Genomic DNA, 19,818 nt, shown 5'->3' with positions numbered 1-19,818 from the left:
ATTGGCAGGTCAACGCGGTCAGCTTGCCGCGAAGACTAGTCCCCTGAGTGGTCCATCTACCGAAGTGGACTGGAATCTGGACAGGTGAATCGCGACTATGAGCATCCATGCCCGACTACGCGCCGTGCACGACCTCAGCATGCCCAGGGCCAGGGAGGTCGCCGGCCTGCACGAGTACGACGGCCGGGTGCAGGACCTGTCCGCGACCGGGGTGCGGCGCGGCCTGACCTGGCTGGGCCAGGGGGACCGCGCGGCCGACGCGGACGACGAGATCCGCCTGCGCGCAGCCGAGCAGGCCCTGCTGGTGCGCCTCGGCGAACTTGACCTGCACCGGCGCGACCCACTGCTGCACCTGGCCAACCTGGACCTCGCCGGGTACGACCGGGAGTACGCCTCGATCTGGCAGCGGCGGACCGCCCGGCAGGCGCACCTGTGGCAGTGGCCGGATGCCGTGGCCACCGCCATCGAGGTCCTCGACCAGGTCTCCGCGCCCGCCGCCCGCGCCGCCCTGCCCGCCGCCCGCGGCCTGGCCGCGCTCCTCCAGCCCGAGGACCTGGGCGGCGAGGTCGGCCGCTACGCGATCACCCTGCTGGTCGAGCACCTCGGCAAGGCGGCCGAGCACGGGGAGCCCTCGGCCGCGCTCGGCGAAGCCGGCCTGACCAGGCTGCTCTCCGCCGATGAGGCCATCGACGTCAACCTGACCGAACTGGCCGAGCGCGCCGAGGCCGAACTCGACCGGGTGCGCGCCCTGCTCGATGAGTCCTGCCGCCGCATCGACCCGCTCGGCAGCACCAAAGCCACCATGAAGACCCTGCTGGCCGATCGCCCCACCGCGGACCAGCTGCCGTCCTGGACCAGCGGCACCGTGCAGGAGGTGCTGGACTGGACCGCCGGGCTGGGCCTGGCCACCGACGGCACCTGCCTGGTCGGGCTGGTGCCACCGTCGCAGCCGTGGCAGGTCGCCACCATGACCGCCGCCGCGCCCGCCGAACCGGATGGGCCGAGCTGGTTCCGGGTGAATCCCGGTGATCCGTCCTGGTCCGCGGCCCAGCGCCGGGACTGGCTGAGCATGTTCGCCCGGCACGCGCTGCCGGTGATCGCGCTGCACGAGGTCGCCCCCGGTCACTTCACCCACGGCCGGGCGCTGCGCGAGGCCGGCACCGAGGTGCGCCGCACGCTGATCCACGACGGGTTCAGCGAGGGCTGGGCGCACTACGTGGAGGAACTCGCCCTGGAGGAGGGCTTCCGGGACGGCGATCCGCGTTTCGCCGCGGCGGTGGCCAGGGACGCGCTGCTGCGGGTGACCAGGATGGCCTGCGTCATCGGCCTGCACACCGGCACGATGACCCGGCAGGAGGCCGTGCAGCGGTTCAAGACGGACGCCTTCCTGGCCGGTCCGGCCGCGGAGACCGCGGCGAACCGGGTTGTGCTGAATCCCACCGGCATCTGTTACACCTGGGGCAAGCTGCTCATCCGCGACCTGCGCGAGCGGGCCCGCCAGGAGTGGGGCGCCCAGTTCTCGTTGCGCCGCTTCCACACCGCGCTGCTCGGCCTCGGCTCGCCGCCGCTCGGGCTGCTCGGCACCGCGCTGCGGGCGGGCTGACATGCCAGCGCCCGCCGTGCTGCTCGGGTTCGTCGCGGCCACCGTCACGCTGGTGCTGGTGCCCGGCCCCAACCTGATCTACATCCTGACCCGCTCGCTCACCCAGGGCAGGCGAGCCGGATTCCTGTCCGCGCTGGGCGTGGAGGCGGGCACCCTGGTGCACGTGATCGCGGCCGTGGCGGGGGTGTCCGCGCTGGTGGCGGCCTCGCCGACGGCCTTCACCGCGGTGCGCCTGGCGGGCGCGGCATACCTGGTGTACCTGGCGGTGCGCACCCACCGCCAGCCAGCCGGTCTGGACCTGACCACCGGAGTCAGGTCCAGGCCGGTCCGGCTCTTCCTGGACGGGGCACTGATCAATGTGCTCAACCCCAAGGTGATGCTGTTCTTCCTCACGTTCCTGCCGCAGTTCGTGCCGGCCGGGGCCGATCCGGCGACCACCCGCACGCACCTGCTGGTGCTCGGCGCGGTCGGCTTCGCGGTAGCGCTGCTACTGGACCTGGCCTACGTCCAGCTCAGCGCGCCGCTGCACCGGCTGCTCACCCGGCGACCGCGATTCCTGCGGTGGCAACGGGATCTGGCCGTCATCGTCTACTTGGGACTGGCCGCGTTCACTGTGCTCACCGCGCAGCTGTAGCCCGGGCTCACTCCTCGCGCAGCAGATCCAGCGCGGCCTGCAGGTCGGCCGGGTAGTCGCTGCTGAACTCCACCCACTGCTCGTCCGCGGGGTGGTGGAAGCCCAGGGTCCGGGCGTGCAGCCACTGCCGGGTCAGTGTGAGCCGCTTGGCCAGCACCGGGTCCGCGCCGTAGGTCAGGTCGCCGACGCAGGGGTGCTTCAGCGCGGAGAAGTGCACCCGGATCTGGTGCGTGCGCCCGGTTTCCAGCTTCACGTCCACCAGCGAGGCGGCCCGGAACGCCTCCAGGACCTCGTAGTGGGTGACGCTGGGCTTGCCGCTGGCGACCACGGCGAACTTGTAGTCCTGCCGGGGATGCCGGTCGATCGGGGCGTCGATGGTGCCCCGGCTCGGATCCGGGTGGCCCTGCACCAGTGCGTGGTAGCGCTTCTCCACGGTGCGTTCCTTGAAGGCACGCTTGAGCCAGGAGTAGGCGTGCTCGCTCTTGGCCACCACCATCACCCCGGTGGTGCCCACGTCCAGCCGGTGCACCACGCCCTGCCGCTCGGCCGCGCCGGAGGTGGCGATCCGGATCCCGGCGCCGGCCAGCCCGGCCACCACGGTCGGACCGGTCCAGCCGGGGCTGGGGTGCACCGCGACGCCGACCGGCTTGTCGATCACCACGATGTCGTCGTCCTCGTAGAGCACGACCATGCCGTCCACCACCGCAGGGACCAGCGCGACGGGGTGCTCGGGCTCGGGCAGGGTGATCTCCAGCCACGAGCCCGCGATCAGCCGGTCGGACTTCCCGGCGGGCGCACCGTCGAGCAGGACCCCGCCGTTCTCGGCCAGGCCGGCCGCGACCGTGCGGGACAGTCCCAGCAGCTTGGCCAGGCCCGCGTCCACCCGCATGCCGTCCAGGCCGTCCGGAACGGGCAGGGTCCTCTGGTCACTCACGCGTTTTCCTCCACCGTGGCCTTGGCCTTCGTCTCGTCTGCTTGATGTTTCGCCACCCGCCCGTCGTAGTCGACGCCGAACAGTGCCAGCAACACCAGGAGCACGCCGCCGCTGACGATGGCCGCGTCGGCGATGTTGAACACCGGCCACACACTGCCATCAGGGGCGAACAATGACAGGAAGTCCACCACATGGCCCTCGCCGAAGCCGGGCGGGCGGGTCAGCCGGTCGGCCAGGTTGCCCGTGGCGCCGCCCAGCACGAGGCCGATGCCCAGCGCCCAGCCGGTGGAGCGCAGCCGCGACGCGAAGGCCAGGATGGCCAGCACCACCAGCGCGGTGATCACCGTCAGCAGCCAGGTCTGCCCGGGGAACAGCGAGAACGCCGCGCCCGGGTTGTGCAGCAGCACCAGGTAGAGCGCGCCACCGGCGAGGCGGACCGGCGGCTGCCCGTCGAGCGCGGCGACCGCGAGGTCCTTGGTGCTCAGGTCCGCCGCGAAGACCGCGATCGCCACCAGGGCGAAGGGCACCAGGCGGCGGGGCGGCTTGTCGTCCGTGCTCACCGCCCCATTGTCCCGCACTCCAGGACCAGGGCTTACTCAGCCAGCCCCAGCCCGACCTCGGCCCGTCGCTCAGCCGGCGACGAACGGCGGCAGCGGCCGCGGGTCGTTCACCGGCGCCCAGCGCCCGTCCACGATCTCGTACTTCCAGCCCGGCCCGTGCGCGACCAGCTCGCGCAGCGCGTCCAGCACCCGGTCGATGTGCTCGGCGGTGGTGCCCAGCCCCAGGCTGATCCGCACCGCGCGGTCGGTGTCCGACCCGGCCTGGCCGAGCAGTCGCCGGGTGGCGATGTGCGCGCAGAACGCGCCGTCCCGCACGCCGATGCCGTGTTCGGCCGAGAGCACCGCGGCCACCAGGCCAGGGTCCTGGCCGTCGAGGGTGAAGCTCACCACGCCGACCCGGTCCTGGGCCGCGCCGAAGATGGACAGCTCGCGGAAGCCGGGGAGGGTGTTGAGCCCGGCGCGCAGCCGGGTGAACAGCTCGGTCTCGTGCGCGATCACCGCGTCCCAGCCGTGCTGGGTGATGGTCTGGCAGGCGCTGGCGAAGGCGTGCACGCCCACCACGTTCGGCGAACCGGCCTCGTGCCGCTCGGGCGCGGGCGCCCAGCCGACACCGAGGTGGTCGCCCCAGTCCACCACGTGCTTGGTGGCTCCGCCGCCGACCAGGTACGGCTCGGCCACGTGCAGCCAGTCCGCCCGGCCGATGAGCGCGCCGCTGCCGTAGGGCGCGTAGAGCTTGTGCGCGGAGAGCACCACGTAGTCCACGTCCAGGGCCTGGATGTCCACCGGGCGGTGCGGGGCGAGCTGCGCGGCGTCCAGCGCGATCCGGGCGCCGAAGCGGCGGGCCACCGCGGCCAGTTCGCGCACCGGCCACAGTTCGCCGGTGACGTTGGACGCCCCGGTCAGCACGACCAGCCGCGCGCCCTCGGGGGTCTGCCCGAGCGCCTCCTCCAGCGCGCGGATCGCGCCCTGCGGGGTCTCCGGGGTGGCGATCCGGGTGACCCGGGGGCCGCGCCAGGGCAGCAGCGCGGCGTGGTGGTCGGTGTCGAAGGTGACCACGCTGGCGCCCTTGGGCACGCTGCGGGCCAGCAGGTTCAGCGCGTCGGTGCTGTTGCGGGTGAACACCACGACATCGCTGCTGTGCGCCCCGACGAACTTCCGCACCACGTCCCTGGCCTGCTCGTAGACCTTGGTGCACACCTGGGAGGCGAAGCCGGCGCCGCGGTGCACGCTGGCGTAGTAGGGCAGCAGCTCGTCCACGGCGTCGCGGACCGCGGCCAGACAGGGCGCGCTGGCCCCGTGGTCGAGGTTGGCGTAGGTCACGCGCTCCCCGGTGACCAGCGGGACCGCGGTGTGCGCGCCGACCACGGCCGGGACGACCTGCGCGGTGGGCGTGGCAACAGCGGTGACCGCGGGGGTGTTCTGCGCCGGGATGACAGCGAGCGACATACAAGCCTCCAGGATCCGGATCGGACCTGCTGGGAGGCCCGCGCTTGCCCGTCGCACCTCACGACGGACCAGGTCCTCACCCGGAGCACCCCACCGCGGTAGGAGGGTTGCCGACCAGCGAGCCGGGGCTTGTTGCTGGTACTCATGACCTTGGCCTCGAAGCTAGCCGACGACCCGGCGACTTGGGAAGCCCCCATTCCAGATACCGGGAAGCCGCCTGATCCGCCCCGCCGCACCGAACGGGCACCTGATCGGGCATCGCTTGGGGCGATATCCCATCGCCCACCGAGTTGATATTTCTCCCCGGTCTAGCCTGACTGAACCGGACACCACACCCGGTAATTCCATAGCAGGGGGCTGTCATGGAGAAAAGCAGCACGAGCAGAATCCGGCGCGGCTTTGTTCGATTAGCCGTGGCGACAATGATGATGAGCACCGCGATCCTGGGTGCGGCGGCCGCCGCGCAGGCCGCACCCGCCGAGCCGCCGATCCCGGTCGAGACCGCACCTCCGGGGGTCACGGCGAAACTCGCGGCACCCAACAGCGTCGCCGCACCACTGCTGTGCACTGGTCACGCCGTCGAACACGGCAACTGGAACAACGCCGATCCGAACGCCACCGGACTGGCCAGGGCCGAGCTGCGGGACTGCCAGTCGGTCACCGTCTGCGAGGGTTCGATCTGCCGCATCGTGCACGACGCGGGCTGGACCATGCGCGTGTTCGGGAAGTGCTCATCGACCAACTGCGACTGGGGCTGGAGCAATTCCGAATTCCGCCAGGCCGCCGGTCACATCCACGCTTTCTACGACCACGGATACGCCAAGCGGCACGTCTGGGCGAAGATGTCGCAATACCGTCCTGGCCAGCTGTGGATCGTCTGGCGAACCGATTTCGTCGACCCGAACCGGCCGGACTACGAAGTGCAGGAATGGTTCCACCGCGGCTGAGGCAAACGTGACGCACAGCACCGGGACGACCCAGCCACGGGCCGTCCCGGTCGCCGCGCTCAGACCTGGAACCGCCCCGGCAGGGTCACGCTGAACCCGTCGCTGACCCGCTCCGCGCGCCCGGAGTACTGCTGCGCCCCGGCCCGGAACCGCCACGCGCCAAGCACCTTGCCGTCCACCGGCACCCCGACCTCATCCGCGACCCGGGTGCTCACCTCGTCGTAGGACAGCCCACTCCAGTCCGCGTTCACCCTCGGCGCGGCGTTGAGCTGCCACAGCGTGAAGTGCACATGCGCACCCGAGCTGGACCCACCACACGGCAACGCGTTGCCCGTCCGCCCCAACGGCGTCCCCGCCGCCACGGACTGCCCGTCCTGAACCTGGATACCCTCCAGGTGGTAGTACCCGGTACGCCACCCGTCCGAGTGATCCACGGTCACCCAGTCGCCGCCGGAACAGCGCTGCATCCGCACCGTGCCCGCCGCGGCGGACCGGGCGATGCCATCGCTGGGCGAGAAGTCGATGGCGTTCTTGACCCCGCTCTGCCCGTTGTCCGAGTGCACCCCGGCCGAATAGGTGTTCTGGCTGGTGGCGAACGGCAACGAGAGCACCGGATCGGCCAGCGGCGCGGCCACGGCGGCAGGCGCGAGCAGCAGGCCACCGGAGAGCAAGGCGGCCGCGGCCAGTAACCGGGTGGAACGGCGGTTCCCCGACATGTTGACTCCTTACAGGGGGCACCCTTTCGGGTGAAGGAGTTCATGAAGGTAGCCAGTTGGGCGCGGACCGTCAGGCCCCAAACGATGTCCGCCAAACGGAGCAAGCAGAGCCGGGCGGCCTACCAGGGCAGGGGCTGGCCGTGGCGGTAGAAGCCGCCGGTCGGGCCGTCATCGGCCAGCCGGACCGCCCAGGCCACACTCGCCGCGCCCTCGGTCAACGGCCCGCCGCCCGGACCGCCCATGTCCGTGGCCACCCACCCCGGGCACACCGCGTTGACCAGGAAGTTCTCCGCCCGCAACTCCGCGGCCAGGATCCGGGTCAGCGCGTTGAGCGCGGCCTTGCCGGTCGAGTAGCCGGGGGTGCCCGCGCCGAGGCCGCTGATCGAACCGGACTCGCTGGAGACGTTCACGATCCGCGGGTGCGCGCTGCCCCGGAGCAACGGCAGCAGGGCGAGGGTAACCTGCCAGGCGCCGAAGAGGTTGGTGTCGAAGGCTTTCCGGACCCGGGACAGGTCGGCGGTGCTGGCCAGGGCGTCGGTGTCGTAGTCGACGGCGGCGTTGTTGATCAGCACGTCCAGGTGGCCGTGGTCGGCCTGGAGCTCGGTGGCCAGGCGGGCGATCGAGGCTGGATCGGACACGTCCAGTTGCCGGGGCTCGGCGTTCAGCTCCGCGGCGGCGGCGCGGATCGCGTCCGGGTTACGGCCGGTCATGATCACTCGGTCGCCCTCGGCGGCGAGCAGGCGGGCGGTGGCCAGGCCGATGCCGCGGTTGGCGCCGGTGATCAGCACGATGCGGGACATGACCGCCATTCTGCCCAGGCCCGGCGACCGGCGGGCGACCGCCAATAACGGGTTGGCGCTGGTGGCAGACTCGGGCTCGATGAAATACGTGACCGTGCCCGTGGGCAACACCCGCGCCATGATCGACCCGGAGGCCTACCTGGCCGTGCTGCCCACCCTGGCCGCCGACCTGCCGCCCGGCGCACGTGCCTTCGCCACCGACCCGGACCACTACGACTTCCACGGCAAGCGCTGCGTGAAGGACCTCAAACCCACCGAACCCCGCACCGAGGGCGACCAGCTCGTCCTCGAACTCCGGCACAACTGCTGGAAACACGACGCCGACCTGGTGTTGCGCTACACCGGCGTCACCGAGTACACCGTGGACCCACCCGGCACCCTGCCCAAGGATCTGATGCTGGACGAGTTGCTCCCCGATGAGCACGGGGTGCGGCACGAGTTCGGCTGCGTGACCGGCACGATCGTGGTGGTCGCCGCCGACGTGACCGCGGCATGGGTGCCGACCGACTGCACCGGCTAACTCTCGCCGCGCTCGCCGCGCCAGTGGGCGTACCGGCCGGCCCGGTCGATGGCGCGGATGCGTTTCTCCGCCTCGTCCCTGGCCGTTTCGGTGCTGACCACCAGCAGCTGGTCGTCGAACTGGAGCCGGGTCACCGGTTGCGGGGTGAAGCCCGTGCCGGCGCGGACCACCAGGCTCACCGTGGCGCCCGCGGGCAGGCGCAGTTCGGAGACGTAGACGCCGTGCAGCTTGGATCCCTCGGGAATGCGGATCTGCAGCAGCTCCGCGCCCAGCTCGTCCAGCGGTCCCGCGTCGACCTGGACCTCCTGCAGCTCCCCCCGGCGCACCAGGCCCAGCCAGCGGGCCAGCACCGGCAGGGTGCTGCCCTGGATCAGGGTGAGCAGCACGACCAGCACGAACACCACGTCGACCAGGGTCTGCGCGCCTTCCACGCCCTGGGTCACCGGGATCATGGCCAGCACGATGGGCACCGCGCCGCGCAACCCGGACCAGGCCAGGAAGGTCTGTTCCCGCCAGGGCAGGCGGAACGGGGTGGCGGCGAGGAACACCGAGAGCGGGCGAGCCACCAGCAGCAGCACGCCACCGGCGACCAGCGCGGGCACCAGCACGTGCAGCAGCCGGGACGGCGAGGCGTACAGGCCGAGCAGGACGAACAGGCCGATCTGGGCCAGCCAGCCCAATCCCTCGGCGAAGGAGAGCGTGTCCGAGCGGTGTGGCAGCCGGGCGTTGCCGAGCACCAGCCCCGCCACATAGGCCGACAGCAGACCCGCGCCGTGCACGCCCTGGGCGGCGGCGTAGGCCAGCACGCACACCCCGACCGTGGCCAGTGGGTAGAGACCGGTGGCTGGCAGGGCCGCCCGGCGTAACGCGAACGCGCCCAGCCAGCCCAGCGCGATGCCCACCGCCGCGCCCATGGCCAGTTCGTAGACCATGAGCGCCGGGGTCCACCAGGTGAACGGATCGGTGCTCGCGAGCAACACCACCGCCAGGAACACCGGCGCGTCGTTGAGCCCGGATTCCAGCTCCAGCGCGCCCGCGAGCCGTTTGCTCACCCCGACTCCACGCAGCACGCTGAACACCGCGGCCGCGTCGGTGGAGGAGAGCACCGCGCCCCACAGCAACGCGGTGCGCCATTCCAGGTCCAGGATGTAGTGCAGCAGCCCGCCGGTGACCAGGATGCTCACCCCAACGGCCACTGTGGACAGTGCGATGCCCAGGCCCAGCGCGGGTTTCACCGCCGACCAGCGGGTGGTGAGCCCGCCCTCGGCCAGGATCAGCACCAGCGCGGCGATGCCGAGGGACTGGGTGAGACCGGCGTCGGAGAACTGGATGCCGAGCCCGGCCTCGCCGATGACGAGCCCGATTCCCAGGTACAGCAACAAAGACGGTAGACCGAGCCGGACGGACACGCGCACGGCGAGCACCGCCACCAGGAGTACCCCGGCGCCGATTCCGAGCACGGTCGTCAGGTCGGTCATAGGGCGCCTCCGGACTCAGATTATGGCTCTGCTGTGTCCATTGTGGCTGCTCAGCACCGATTTTTCGGTAATTGCGATGAATTATGCATGACTCTATGCCCGGAGGTGCTCGCCGGGATAAGCTTGGGGAATCACCCTGCGCCGGTTCACGGCGGCACGGAACCCTTGCGGGCGGCCGGTTTTGGCCACACCACGGGAAACCTCCGGCTAATTCTGCCTGCTGAGCAACGCGGCCATCGACTCGTCCAGATGGGCGCGCCGCTGCTGTTTCGTGCTGGGCATCGCGGCCGGGGCCATCCGGAACAGGTGCGCGTGCCCCAGGTACGCGCTGTAGGCCAGCACCGCACGCCGCCGAGCCTCTGCCTTCACAAAGCCACACTGGCCGAAAAGTGTTGTCAGATAAGCGATCCGGCGCTGGGTGACCCGGTCCAGCACCGGCCGGATCACTGGATCCTCGCCCGCGGCGAGCAGGGCCAGCTCAACCGCGTTGCCGCACGGGTGGTCCAGCACGCTGACGAAGAGCAGCCGGAGCCGCCGGGCGGGGTCGGGTTCCTGTTCCGCCAACGTGATCACGGCTTCGGTGTGTTCCTGTTCCCAGCGCGCCAGGGTGGCCACCAGCAGCGCCTCCCGGTTGGCGAAGTGCCAGTAGGCGCTGCCCTTGGTGGCGCCGACCCTGGCGGCCAGGGGTTCGATGGCCACCGCGGCCAGGCCGCCTTCGGCCAGCGCGGTGAGCGCGGCGGCGGTCCAGTCGGCGCGGGTCTTCCTGATCTTGGCTGGCACGACCATACGGTAGCGTATGGCCGTGCCAGGCCAAGTCGGATCAGGACTTCGCGACGGCGACCTTGACCGCGGTGCCCTCACCCACGCTGCCCGCGAACCCGCCGTCGCCGGCCGGTCCGTGGGTCAGTGACAGCGCGAGGGTTTCCGTGGTGATGAACTCGACGAACGCGGTGACCGCCGGGATCACCTCGGCCGGGACCTCCACGGTCAGCGCGATCCGGTCGGAGACCGCCAGCCCCGCCTCGCGGCGGGCCTGCTGGATCACCCGGACCAGGTCGCGGGCCAGGCCCTCGGCGGAGAGTTCCTCGGTCACCTCGGTGTCGAGCACGACCAGGCCGGAGCCGCCGGGCAGCGCGGCCGCGGCGCCGGGGTCGGAGGAGACCAGCCGCTGTTCGTACTCGGTGGGCAGCAGCTCGATCCCGGCCGCGACCACCGCGCCGGTCTCGCTGGTGGTCCACTCCCCCGCCTTGACCGCCTTGATCACCTTCTGCACGTCCTTGCCCAGCCGGGGGCCGCAGACGCGGGCGTTGACGGCCAGTTCGACCCGGCCGTGCGCGGCCACGTCGGTGGTCAGCACCACGTCCTTGACGTTGACCTCGTCCCGGATCAGTTCCTTGAACGGGGCCAGGTCGTCGGCGTAGGGCGCGGCCACCACGAGCTTGGCCAGCGGCAGCCGGACCCGCAGCTTGTTGGCCTTGCGCAGGGACAGCGCGGTGGAGCAGACCTGCCGCACCTCGTCCATGGCGGCTACCAGCTTGTCGTCGGCGGGCAGGTCGGCGAGGGCGGGGTAGTCGGTGAGGTGCACCGAGCGGTCCCCGGTCAGGCCGCGCCAGACCGCCTCGCTGGTCAGTGGCAGCAGCGGCGCGACCACCCGGCAGACCACTTCGAGCACGGTGTGCAGGGTGTCGACCGCGTCCTGCTCACCGGCCCAGAACCGTTCCCGGGAGCGGCGCACGTACCAGTTGGTCAGCACCTCCAGGAATTCCCGGACCGCCTGGTGCGCGGTGGACAGGTCGTAGCCGTCCAGCCCGCCGCGCACGGAGCGCACCAGGTCGTGTGTCTTGGCCAGCACGTACCGGTCCAGCACGTGCTGGCTGTCGACCCGCCAGGTGCCTTCCACCCCGGCCGCGTTGGCGTAGAGGGAGAGGAAGTACCAGGAGTTCCACAGCGGCAGCACGGCCTGGCGGACCGCGTCCCGGATGCCGCGTTCGGTCACGCTCAGGTCGCCACCGCGGGAGACCGGGCTGGCCAGCAGGAACCAGCGCATGGCGTCGCTGCCGTCGCGGTCGAAGACCTCCCGGACGTCCGGGTAGTTCTGCTTCGACTTGGACATCTTCTGGCCGTCATCGCCCAGCACGGTGCCGTGCACCAGGCAGTTGCGGAAGGCGGGCCGGTCGAACAGCGCGGTGGCCAGCACGTGCATGGTGTAGAACCAGCCGCGGGTCTGCGCGGTGTACTCGACGATGAAGTCGCCGGGGTAGTGGTTGTCGAACCACTCGCGGTTCTCGAACGGGTAGTGCACCTGGGCGAAGGACATCGAGCCGGACTCGAACCAGCAGTCCAGCACCTCGGGCACCCGGCGCATCATCGACTTGCCGGTGGGGTCGTCCGGGTTGGGCCGGACCAGGTCGTCGACCACCGGCCGGTGCAGGTCGTCCGGGCGCACGCCGAAGTCGCGCGCCAGCTCGTCCAGCGAGCCGTAGACGTCCACCCGGGGGTAGGCCGGGTCGTCGGAGGTCCACACCGGGATCGGCGAGCCCCAGAACCGGTTGCGGGAGATCGACCAGTCGCGGGCGTTCTCCAGCCACTTGCCGAACTGGCCGTCCTTGATATGCCCAGGCACCCAGTTGATCTGCTGGTTCAGCTCGACCATCCGGTCCTTGAACTGGCTGACCGCGACGAACCAGGAGGACACCGCGCGCTGGATCAGCGGGCTCTCGCAGCGCCAGCAGTGCGGGTACGGGTGGTTGTAGGTCTCGTGCCGCAGCAGCACCCCGGCTGCCTTGAGGTCGCGGATGATCGCCTTGTTCGACTCGAAGACGTGCTGGCCCTCGTACGGCGGGACCTCGCTGGTGAACTCGCCGCGGCTGTTCACCGGCACGACCGCCTCGATCCCGGCGGCGTCGGTGACGAGCTTGTCCTCCTCACCGAAGGCGGGCGCGATGTGCACGACACCGGTGCCGTCCTCGGTGGTGACGTAGTCGGCGGCCAGCACCTGGTGCGCGCGCTCGCGCCCGGCGAAGAACGGGAACACCGGCGTGTACTTGCGGCCGACCAGGTCAGCGCCCTTGTACCGGGCCACCACGTGCTCGGCCGCGTCCTCGCCCAGTTCGCGGGCGTAGGCGGCCAGCCGGGCCTCGGCCAGCAGGTAACGCTCGCCCTCGTGCTCGACGGTCACGTAGTCGACGTCGGGGTGCACGGCCATGGCCAGGTTGCTCGGCAGCGTCCACGGCGTGGTCGTCCACACCAGGGCCAGCTCGCCGGTCTCCAGCCGCATGCCGACGGTGACCGCGGGGTCCTGCCGGTCGCGGTAGACGTCGTCCATCTTGGTCTCGGTGTTGGACAGCGGCGTCTCGCAGCGCCAGCAGTACCAGAGCACCCGGAAGCCCTCGTAGACCAGGCCCTTGTCCCACAGCGACTTGAAGGCCCACATGACGCTCTCCATGTAGGGGAGGTCCAGGGTCTTGTAGTCGTTGTCGAAGTCCACCCAGCGGGCCTGCCGGGTGACGTAGTCCCGCCAGTCGCCGGTGAACTGCAGCACCGAGGCGCGGCAGGCCTCGTTGAACTTGTCGATGCCGAGCTGCTCGATCTCGGACTTGTGCGTGATGCCGAGTTCCTTCTCCACCGCGAACTCCGCGGGCATGCCGTGGCAGTCCCAGCCGAAGCGGCGCTCGACCCGGCGGCCCAGCATGGTCTGGTAGCGCGGCACCACGTCCTTGACGTAGCCGGTGAGCAGGTGGCCGTAGTGCGGCAGGCCGTTGGCGAAGGGCGGGCCGTCGTAGAAGACGAACTCGTTGCGGCCCTCGTCCCCGGCCGGGCGGTTCTCGATGCTCGCCTCGAAGGTCCGGTCGGCGGCCCAGTAGGCCAGCACGTCCTGTTCCAGCACCGGGAAGGACGGCTGGGCAGGCACGCCGGCCGCGCTGTCGAGTTCGACCTTGGGGTAGGCCATGACGGGGATGCTCCTCGCGTGCGGTCGTCGGCTCGTACGGGCTCACGCCCACACGGGGACGACGCGCCGTCGCCGGCGCTCCGCGGTACCACCCCGCTTGCCGTCCACCGGGGAGTTCTCCCTGGCGAACCGGCCTCTCGTTATCGGCTGTGACGGGCCGTCCCGTCCGGTTCTACTGAGGCGGCGGGCCGCCCGTTCTTCCGGAGGCTCCCCGGTGATGTCCGGATCGGCGCCTGTGTGTCAAGGGTAACTCGACTGGCAAATCGGATCCCAGCCACCCGCTTCGGGCCGAAACGCTAGGCCATACAGGTTGCCCAACCCGTTGTGCTCCCCCGAATGGGGTCACTGTGGGTGAGTTGGTACTACTTAGGCAACTTGAGATTGATCAGGCGGGTGTGACTTGGACTATGCGGTGGGCTCAGCGGGCGCGTTCGGCCCGGTGTGCTGCCGCCAGGCTGCGGTCCGGCCCGCAGCGCCCGCAGGGGGTGAAGCCCAGTTCGCGGGCTTCGCGCACGGGCAGCCGCAAGGTGGCCGAGCCGGTCAGCCAGGTGCACTCGGCCAGGTGGTAGCGCGGGTGCTCGTCGACCACCCGGACCTCGGCCGCCAGCGCCGCGACGATCAGCAGATCGGCGGCGTCGGTGTCCTCCTCGCCCGGAGCGCCCGTGGACGCTCCAAGGCCCGTGGACGGCTCAGCCGGGGATGCCACCTTCACAGTGGCATCCCCGGCGTCCTCGTCGTCCTCAGGCCCGGTTACGACCTTCTCCCGCGCGGCGCCAGCCGCCCCGGTGTGTTCTCCAGCGTCCGGACGGCCGACTTCCCCATCAGCAGCCGGGTCCGGATCCGCGGCGAGCGCCCGTCGTCGGCGCAGGAACCAGTCCGCGAACAGCAGCAGCGCGGCTGCCACGCTCGCGACGACCGAACCCCACGCCCAGGCGGTCACCCCGGAGACCAGGGCGGTGACCAGCAGCCCGAAGGCGGCCAGCACCAGCAGCAGGACCAGGTACAGCACCTGACCTACTCCCTACTGCCCGGGATCAGCCGGCCTCGGCCGCACGGGTGCCGAAGGTGTAACCGGACTGATTGGCCCGGCTCTCCGTCGGCGCCGCGGGGGCCGCGGAACCCTGGTCGATCAGTTCCTGCAGGCGGGACTCCAGGAAGGTCTTCAACCTGGTGCGGTACTCACGCTCGAAGGTGCGCAGCGTGTCGAGCTTCTTCTCCAGCGCGTTCTTCTCCTGGGTGATGGAGCCCATCACCTCGGTGTGCTTGCGCTGGGCGTCCCGTTCCAGGGCCGCGGCCTTCTCCCTGGCCTGACGCTCCAGGGTCTCCGCGCGGGTGCGCGCGTCGTTGAGCATGGTCTCGGCACGCGTGCGCGCCTCGTTGACCATGCTGTCCGCCTTGGCACGAGCCTCGGACAGAAGCTGCTCGGACTTGGTCCGGGCCTCCGAGAGCATGCCGTCGGACTCCGCCTTGGCCTCACCGGTGAGCCGGTCAGCCATCTCCTGGGCCAGGCCCAGGACCTTGGCGGCCTGCACGTGATGGTCGCCTCCGGGGGAGGTCTGCTCCATCACGCTGGGCGGGGGCACGGGGGTGAGGCGGCGCGGCTCGTCGACCGCGCGGACCGGGGAGTGCCCGCCCGCGACAGTCTTGTTCCGTGCGTCCTCAAGCTCAACGCGGGCGTTGCCGAGTTGACTGTCGAGCTGTTCGACCTGCTGACGCAGGTCGTTGTTCTCCTCGATCAGCCTTGCCAGCTCGGCCTCGATGAGGTCGAGGAAGGCGTCAACCTCGTCCTCGTTGTAGCCCCGCTTGCCTATCGGCGGCTTGCTGAACGCCACATTATGAACGTCGGCGGGGGTCAAGCCCATCAGATCACCTCACGCACTCGGGGCTGCCTTTCGATCCCGGTCCCCGTCACGAGATCGGCACCAGTCGCATCAGGATGAACACGACCAGCAGCAGCACCATAATCGACAAGTCCAGTCCGATGCCCCCGATTCGTACCATCGGGATCACCCGACGGGCCAGTGAGACCGGGGGGTCGGTCACTGTGTAGATGGTCTCCAGCGTCACCGCAACCCCGCCCGCCGGCCGCCAGTCCCTGGCGAACGATCGGACGAGCTCGACGATCACCCTGGCGGTCAGGAACAGCCAGAAGGCGAACAGCAGGTAATAGGCGACGACCCAGACCGGTAGCACGCCTCCACTCTGCCACTTTCTAGCTCTGACTGAAGTAGCCACCCTCCGCCAGGCGCCTGCGATCCTCCGCGGTGACGTCGACGTTGGGGGGTGAGAGAAGGAACACCTTGTTCGTGACCTTGTCGATGTCGCCGCGCAGCGCGAAGGCCAGACCGGCGGCGAAGTCGACCAGACGGCGCGCGTCGGCGTCCGCCATCCCGGTCAGATTGATGATCACCGGGGTGCCCTCGCGGTAGTGCTCGCCGATGGTCCGCGCCTCCAGGTAGCTGCGCGGGGCCAGGGTGGTGATCCGGCTGAGCGGGTGCGAGGGGTGCTCGATGACCGCACGGGTCCGCGGCGCGGGCTCGTGCTGGACCTGAGAGTCCACGGCGAGCGCGCCGCGGGTCTGGGGGGTGCTGGACGCGCTGGCCGACGTGGTGGCCGCCCAGGGCCTGCGCGTGCGCGCGGGCTCCGGCTCTGGCTCGTAGTCGTCGACGTCCTCGACCAGTTCCGGCCGGTAGGTGCCGAACCGGCGCCTGCGCGAGCCCCGCTCGGGGTAGGACTCGTACTCGGCGTCGGCGTAGCGGCGGTCGTCGTAGTCCCGGTCGCCGTATTCGTCCGCGTACTCGCGGCTGCGGCCGCGGTAGCGGTCGTCCTCTTCGGCGGCGTACCGGTCGACTTCGTCGGCGGGGACCATTCCGAAGTAGGCCTTCAGCTTCTGGAGCGCGCTCATCGCCAGCCCTTCCTACTTCTGGTCGACCTCACCCACCGTGGCCTCCGCTTCCACGGCTTAGGGCGAGGTTAGCCGCCGTCCGCCGAGCAACGAGGTTCCGACACGCACACAGGTCGAGCCGTGGTCAATCGCCGCTTCCAAGTCCCCGCTCATGCCCGCGGACACCATGACGGCACCTGGATGCTCGTCCCTTAGACGCGCGGACACCTCAGCGAGTTCCCCGAAAGCGTCATGGGGATTACTACCTAGGGGTGCGACGGCCATCACACCTTTCAGGCTCAGTTCACCCGATCGCGTGATCTTGGCCACCAACTCAGCGAGTTGATCTTGCGGAACCCCGCCGCGGTGTGGATCACCGTCCAGGCTCAGTTGCACAAGCACGTCCAGGGGGGCCTCCCGCTCCCCTTCGGCACGGGCCTTGGCGACCGCGCCGGCGAGGGCTTCGGCGAGCCGGACGCTGTCCACCGTCTGGACTACGCCGGCCCAGCGCAACACAGCGCGTGACTTGTTGCGCTGGAGCCGCCCGATGAGGTGCCAGCGCGGGTGGATGCCGGCCGCGGCGAGTTCGGCGGCCTTGGCGGCGGCTTCCTGCTCGCGGGACTCGCCGAACTCGGTCAGGCCCAGCTCGGCCAGCAGGGCCGCGTCCGAGGCCGGGAAGTTCTTGGTGATCGGCAGCAGCTGGACCTCGGCCGGGTCCCGCCCCGCCTTGGCACAGGCCGCGTCGATGCGCTCCCGGATCTCGGTCAGCGCGGCGGCCAGTTCGGCCCGCCGCTGCTCCCTGGTCAGCTCGCCGGTCATCACGCCTCCACCCAGACGACCGAGGCGAGGCGGCCGGTGTTGCCGTCGCGGCGGTGGCTGAACAGGGTCTTGTCCTCGACCGTGCAGCGCGGATCGAGCCCGATCTTGGCCACGCCCGCGTCGGCGAGCTGCTGCCAGAGCCCGGCGCGCAGGTCCAGGCCCGGGGTGCCCTTGCGCGTGCGGCAGGCCGAACCGGGCAGGTGCGCGCCGACGTCGTCCTGCATCGCCTGCGGCACCTCGTAGCACTCCCCGCAGACCGAGGGCCCGAGCAACGCCTCGACCCGGTCGATCCGCGCTCCTGCGGCGTCCATGGCCCGCAGCGCGGCGGGCACCACGCCGACCCGGGCGCCGACCCGGCCCGCGTGCACCGCGGCCACGACGCCGGCTTCGGCATCGCCGAGCAGCACCGGCACGCAGTCCGCGGTCAGGGCGACCAGCGCCAGTCCCGGCTCGGCGGTGACCAGGGCGTCGGTGGCCTCGGCGGGGCCGTCCTGGGGACCGGCCACGGTGGTGACGGTGCGGCCGTGCACCTGCTCCATCCAGGCCAGCCGGTCCTCGCCGAGGCCGATGCCCTCGGCGAGCCGCTTGCGGTTGGCGCTCACCGCCTCGGCGGCGTCCCCGACGTGATCGCCGAGGTTGAACGACTCGTACGGCGCACGCGAGGATCCGCCCGCGCGCGTGGTGATGACACGACGAATGCGCACGGCCCGAACGTTAGCGCGCCCCCACCCCCACCGAGTGTTGGCCGTTGTCGTACCGAGAGTTGGCCGTTGTGGACGGCGACTTGGCCGCTGCCCGACCGGTTGGGCCAACTCGTACGCCAAGTTGGGCCAACTTGGCGTACGACTTGGGCCAACTCGGCGTACGAGAACGGCCAACACGCGGGATGGGGGCAAGCGAAAGGGCCGCCCGGGGGCGGCCCTTTCGCTTGCTTGCGTCAGCGGCGCATGAAGGGGGGGACGTCTACTTCGTCGTCGTCGGGCTCGTCGGTTACCGGGACCGATCGGGACGGGAGGCCGCCGCCGAGGCCGGAGTTGACCGGGGGGAGGCCGTGTACGCCGGTGCGTGGGGGGAGCGGGTTCATGGGGTTGGCCGGCTGCTGCTGGTGGGGCTGGGGGGCCGGGGGCTGCTGGACCACCGGCTGGGGCGCGGGCTGCGGCTGCTGCGCGGGCTGGTAGCTCGTGTGCGGCTGCGGCGCGGGCTGGTAGGTGGGCTGGGGCTGGGGGGCGGGCTGCGGCTGCTGCTCGGGCTGCTGGGGGGCGCCGCCGAGCTGGCCCGCGGTGGCGGGGGCGACCGGGGCGCGGGAGCTGACCGGAGCTGGTTCCAGCTTCTTGTGCGTGGGGGTGCCGCCGTCGAACCCAGCCGCTATTACCGTCACGCGGACCTCGTCGCCGAGGGAGTCGTCGATCACCGTGCCGAAGATGATGTTGGCTTCGGGGTGGGCCGCTTCCTGGACCAGCGAGGCGGCCTCGTTGATCTCGAACAGGCCCAGGTCGGAACCGCCGGCGATGGAGAGCAGCACGCCGTGCGCGCCTTCCATGGAGGCTTCCAGCAGCGGCGAGTTGATCGCCTTGCCCGCCGCCTGGACCGCGCGGCCCTCGCCGCGGGCCGAGCCGATGCCCATCAGGGCACTGCCCGCGCCGGACATGACGCTCTTGACGTCGGCGAAGTCCAGGTTGATCAGACCGGGAGTGGTGATCAGGTCGGTGATGCCCTGCACACCGGAGAGCAGGACCTCGTCGGCGGAGCGGAAGGCGTCCATCAGGCTGACGCCGATGTCACCGAGCTGGAGCAGCCGGTCGTTCGGGATGACGATCAGGGTGTCGCACTCGTTGCGCAGTGCCTGGATGCCGTCCTCGGCCTGCTTGGCCCGGCGCTTGCCCTCGAAGGAGAACGGGCGGGTGACCACGCCGATGGTCAGCGCGCCGAGCTTGCGGGCGATCGAGGCGACCACCGGCGCGCCGCCGGTGCCCGTGCCACCGCCCTCGCCGGCGGTCACGAAGACCATGTCGGCGCCCTTGATGACCTCTTCGATCTCTTCGCGGTGGTCCTCGGCGGCGCGCTGGCCGACCTCCGGATTCGCGCCGGCGCCAAGACCGCGGGTCAACTCGCGGCCGATGTCGAGCTTCACGTCGGCGTCGGACATCAGCAGTGCCTGGGCGTCGGTGTTCACCGCGATGAACTCGACTCCCTTGAGCCCAACCTCGATCATGCGGTTCACCGCGTTGACGCCGCCGCCGCCGATTCCGACGACCTTGATCACCGCGAGGTAGTTGTGCGGGGGCGTCATCGGGTCCGCCTTCCTGATCGTGGCTGTGTGTTCCAGTGCTGTGGCTCGCGGGTCTGGACCGTCGCCACCCGGCGCCAGCCCCGTCTCGAAACCCTCAGCCTCAACTGTCGGTTGAGAGTTATGTCAACCCCTGACCATCGAACGGGACGTTATGCACCGTCGGTGTTCTCCGTCCAGCAGCCACGCCGAGTGAACCCGCACACGTAACCCACGGCGGAAAGCCGTGGGCACGTCCCCA

Annotated in this window: 19 protein-coding genes and 1 riboswitch; of the genes, 4 read left to right on the top strand and 15 right to left on the bottom strand. The window is 70.8% G+C overall.

Annotation, left to right across the window (positions count from 1 at the left end; translation table 11 throughout):
- Positions 1-97 precede the first annotated feature (97 nt).
- Both MZC64_RS20695 and MZC64_RS20690 read left to right on the top strand, forming a co-directional pair.
- A complete protein-coding gene (locus MZC64_RS20695) occupies positions 98-1,603 on the top strand; it encodes a DUF885 family protein (protein WP_247758718.1) in 1,506 nt (501 codons plus the stop codon).
- Between the two features lies 1 nt (position 1,604).
- Positions 1,605-2,237: a LysE family translocator gene (locus MZC64_RS20690; protein WP_247758719.1), complete on the top strand. Its 633-nt coding sequence runs from the start codon at positions 1,605-1,607 to the stop codon at positions 2,235-2,237.
- A 7-nt stretch (positions 2,238-2,244) separates the two neighbouring features.
- Here the strand turns inward: MZC64_RS20690 and MZC64_RS20685 are convergent, their stop codons facing one another.
- The 3 genes from MZC64_RS20685 to MZC64_RS20675 form a co-directional block, all read right to left on the bottom strand.
- Positions 2,245-3,126: an RluA family pseudouridine synthase gene (locus MZC64_RS20685; protein WP_247758901.1), complete on the bottom strand. Its 882-nt coding sequence runs from the start codon at positions 3,124-3,126 to the stop codon at positions 2,245-2,247.
- A gap of 41 nt (positions 3,127-3,167) precedes the next feature.
- Positions 3,168-3,731 (bottom strand): signal peptidase II, encoded by a 564-nt coding sequence (gene lspA, locus MZC64_RS20680; RefSeq protein ID WP_247758720.1) that lies wholly within the window; start codon positions 3,729-3,731, stop codon positions 3,168-3,170.
- 69 nt (positions 3,732-3,800) lie between these two features.
- On the bottom strand, positions 3,801-5,177 hold the full coding sequence (locus MZC64_RS20675; RefSeq protein ID WP_247758721.1) for an aminotransferase class V-fold PLP-dependent enzyme: 1,377 nt from the start codon (positions 5,175-5,177) through the stop codon (positions 3,801-3,803).
- 35 nt (positions 5,178-5,212) lie between these two features.
- A riboswitch (SAM riboswitch) is annotated at positions 5,213-5,327 on the bottom strand.
- A gap of 278 nt (positions 5,328-5,605) precedes the next feature.
- Between MZC64_RS20675 and MZC64_RS20670 the strand changes: the two genes are divergently transcribed.
- Positions 5,606-6,124, top strand: coding sequence for a hypothetical protein (locus tag MZC64_RS20670; protein WP_247758722.1), 519 nt, complete (start codon positions 5,606-5,608; stop codon positions 6,122-6,124).
- 59 nt (positions 6,125-6,183) lie between these two features.
- On the opposite strand, the gene MZC64_RS20665 is transcribed toward MZC64_RS20670, so the two are convergent.
- Positions 6,184-6,840: a M23 family metallopeptidase gene (locus tag MZC64_RS20665; RefSeq protein WP_247758723.1), complete on the bottom strand. Its 657-nt coding sequence runs from the start codon at positions 6,838-6,840 to the stop codon at positions 6,184-6,186.
- Between the two features lie 119 nt (positions 6,841-6,959).
- The gene (locus MZC64_RS20660) at positions 6,960-7,640 is read right to left on the bottom strand and encodes an SDR family oxidoreductase (protein WP_247758724.1); all 681 of its coding nucleotides are present in this window, start codon (positions 7,638-7,640) and stop codon (positions 6,960-6,962) included.
- On the opposite strand from MZC64_RS20660, the gene MZC64_RS20655 reads away from it, so the two are divergent.
- Positions 7,639-8,160, top strand: coding sequence for a hypothetical protein (locus MZC64_RS20655; protein ID WP_247758725.1), 522 nt, complete (start codon positions 7,639-7,641; stop codon positions 8,158-8,160). The two genes, MZC64_RS20660 and MZC64_RS20655, sit on opposite strands and share 2 nt — an antisense overlap.
- On the opposite strand, the gene MZC64_RS20650 is transcribed toward MZC64_RS20655, so the two are convergent.
- The 10 genes from MZC64_RS20650 to ftsZ all read right to left on the bottom strand — a co-directional run bounded on the left by MZC64_RS20650 (position 8,157) and on the right by ftsZ (position 19,580).
- A complete protein-coding gene (locus MZC64_RS20650; RefSeq protein ID WP_247758726.1) occupies positions 8,157-9,638 on the bottom strand; it encodes a potassium/proton antiporter in 1,482 nt (493 codons plus the stop codon). The genes MZC64_RS20655 and MZC64_RS20650 overlap by 4 nt on opposite strands.
- 207 nt (positions 9,639-9,845) lie before the next feature.
- Positions 9,846-10,418, bottom strand: coding sequence for a TetR/AcrR family transcriptional regulator (locus tag MZC64_RS20645; protein ID WP_247758727.1), 573 nt, complete (start codon positions 10,416-10,418; stop codon positions 9,846-9,848).
- A 40-nt stretch (positions 10,419-10,458) separates the two neighbouring features.
- The gene (gene ileS / locus MZC64_RS20640) at positions 10,459-13,587 is read right to left on the bottom strand and encodes an isoleucine--tRNA ligase (RefSeq protein ID WP_247758728.1); all 3,129 of its coding nucleotides are present in this window, start codon (positions 13,585-13,587) and stop codon (positions 10,459-10,461) included.
- Between the two features lie 418 nt (positions 13,588-14,005).
- The gene (locus MZC64_RS20635) at positions 14,006-14,596 is read right to left on the bottom strand and encodes a hypothetical protein (protein WP_247758729.1); all 591 of its coding nucleotides are present in this window, start codon (positions 14,594-14,596) and stop codon (positions 14,006-14,008) included.
- A gap of 25 nt (positions 14,597-14,621) precedes the next feature.
- On the bottom strand, positions 14,622-15,449 hold the full coding sequence (locus MZC64_RS20630) for a DivIVA domain-containing protein (RefSeq protein ID WP_185002584.1): 828 nt from the start codon (positions 15,447-15,449) through the stop codon (positions 14,622-14,624).
- Between the two features lie 46 nt (positions 15,450-15,495).
- On the bottom strand, positions 15,496-15,780 hold the full coding sequence (locus MZC64_RS20625; RefSeq protein WP_247758730.1) for a YggT family protein: 285 nt from the start codon (positions 15,778-15,780) through the stop codon (positions 15,496-15,498).
- A gap of 19 nt (positions 15,781-15,799) precedes the next feature.
- The gene (locus MZC64_RS20620; protein ID WP_247758731.1) at positions 15,800-16,492 is read right to left on the bottom strand and encodes a cell division protein SepF; all 693 of its coding nucleotides are present in this window, start codon (positions 16,490-16,492) and stop codon (positions 15,800-15,802) included.
- 57 nt (positions 16,493-16,549) lie between these two features.
- A complete protein-coding gene (locus MZC64_RS20615) occupies positions 16,550-17,290 on the bottom strand; it encodes a YggS family pyridoxal phosphate-dependent enzyme (protein WP_247758732.1) in 741 nt (246 codons plus the stop codon).
- The gene (gene pgeF / locus MZC64_RS20610) at positions 17,290-17,994 is read right to left on the bottom strand and encodes a peptidoglycan editing factor PgeF (protein WP_247758733.1); all 705 of its coding nucleotides are present in this window, start codon (positions 17,992-17,994) and stop codon (positions 17,290-17,292) included. Before pgeF ends, MZC64_RS20615 begins: the two co-directional genes overlap by 1 nt.
- A 233-nt stretch (positions 17,995-18,227) precedes the next feature.
- The gene (gene ftsZ, locus MZC64_RS20605) at positions 18,228-19,580 is read right to left on the bottom strand and encodes a cell division protein FtsZ (RefSeq protein ID WP_247758734.1); all 1,353 of its coding nucleotides are present in this window, start codon (positions 19,578-19,580) and stop codon (positions 18,228-18,230) included.
- Positions 19,581-19,818: the final 238 nt, after the last annotated feature.

Source organism: Crossiella sp. S99.2, assembly GCF_023094165.1.
Classification (GTDB): domain Bacteria; phylum Actinomycetota; class Actinomycetes; order Mycobacteriales; family Pseudonocardiaceae; genus Crossiella.
Note: the sequence above shows the minus strand (reverse complement) of the source record. Positions and strands in the feature narration are given on the sequence as shown.

What these genes read in the sequence shown, in the direction of transcription:
- MZC64_RS20695 (WP_247758718.1), top strand. Translation starts at nt 98, where the DNA reads ATGAGCATCCATGCCCGACTACGCGCCGTGCACGACCTCAGCATGCCC.
- MZC64_RS20690 (WP_247758719.1), top strand. Translation starts at nt 1,605, where the DNA reads ATGCCAGCGCCCGCCGTGCTGCTCGGGTTCGTCGCGGCCACCGTCACG.
- MZC64_RS20685 (WP_247758901.1), bottom strand. Translation starts at nt 3,126, where the DNA reads ATGCGGGTGGACGCGGGCCTGGCCAAGCTGCTGGGACTGTCCCGCACG.
- MZC64_RS20675 (WP_247758721.1), bottom strand. Translation starts at nt 5,177, where the DNA reads ATGTCGCTCGCTGTCATCCCGGCGCAGAACACCCCCGCGGTCACCGCT.
- MZC64_RS20670 (WP_247758722.1), top strand. Translation starts at nt 5,606, where the DNA reads ATGAGCACCGCGATCCTGGGTGCGGCGGCCGCCGCGCAGGCCGCACCC.
- MZC64_RS20665 (WP_247758723.1), bottom strand. Translation starts at nt 6,840, where the DNA reads ATGTCGGGGAACCGCCGTTCCACCCGGTTACTGGCCGCGGCCGCCTTG.
- MZC64_RS20655 (WP_247758725.1), top strand. Translation starts at nt 7,639, where the DNA reads ATGACCGCCATTCTGCCCAGGCCCGGCGACCGGCGGGCGACCGCCAAT.
- MZC64_RS20660 (WP_247758724.1), bottom strand. Translation starts at nt 7,640, where the DNA reads ATGTCCCGCATCGTGCTGATCACCGGCGCCAACCGCGGCATCGGCCTG.
- MZC64_RS20650 (WP_247758726.1), bottom strand. Translation starts at nt 9,638, where the DNA reads ATGACCGACCTGACGACCGTGCTCGGAATCGGCGCCGGGGTACTCCTG.
- ileS (WP_247758728.1), bottom strand. Translation starts at nt 13,587, where the DNA reads ATGGCCTACCCCAAGGTCGAACTCGACAGCGCGGCCGGCGTGCCTGCC.
- MZC64_RS20630 (WP_185002584.1), bottom strand. Translation starts at nt 15,449, where the DNA reads ATGGGCTTGACCCCCGCCGACGTTCATAATGTGGCGTTCAGCAAGCCG.
- MZC64_RS20620 (WP_247758731.1), bottom strand. Translation starts at nt 16,492, where the DNA reads ATGAGCGCGCTCCAGAAGCTGAAGGCCTACTTCGGAATGGTCCCCGCC.
- MZC64_RS20615 (WP_247758732.1), bottom strand. Translation starts at nt 17,290, where the DNA reads ATGACCGGCGAGCTGACCAGGGAGCAGCGGCGGGCCGAACTGGCCGCC.
- ftsZ (WP_247758734.1), bottom strand. Translation starts at nt 19,580, where the DNA reads ATGACGCCCCCGCACAACTACCTCGCGGTGATCAAGGTCGTCGGAATC.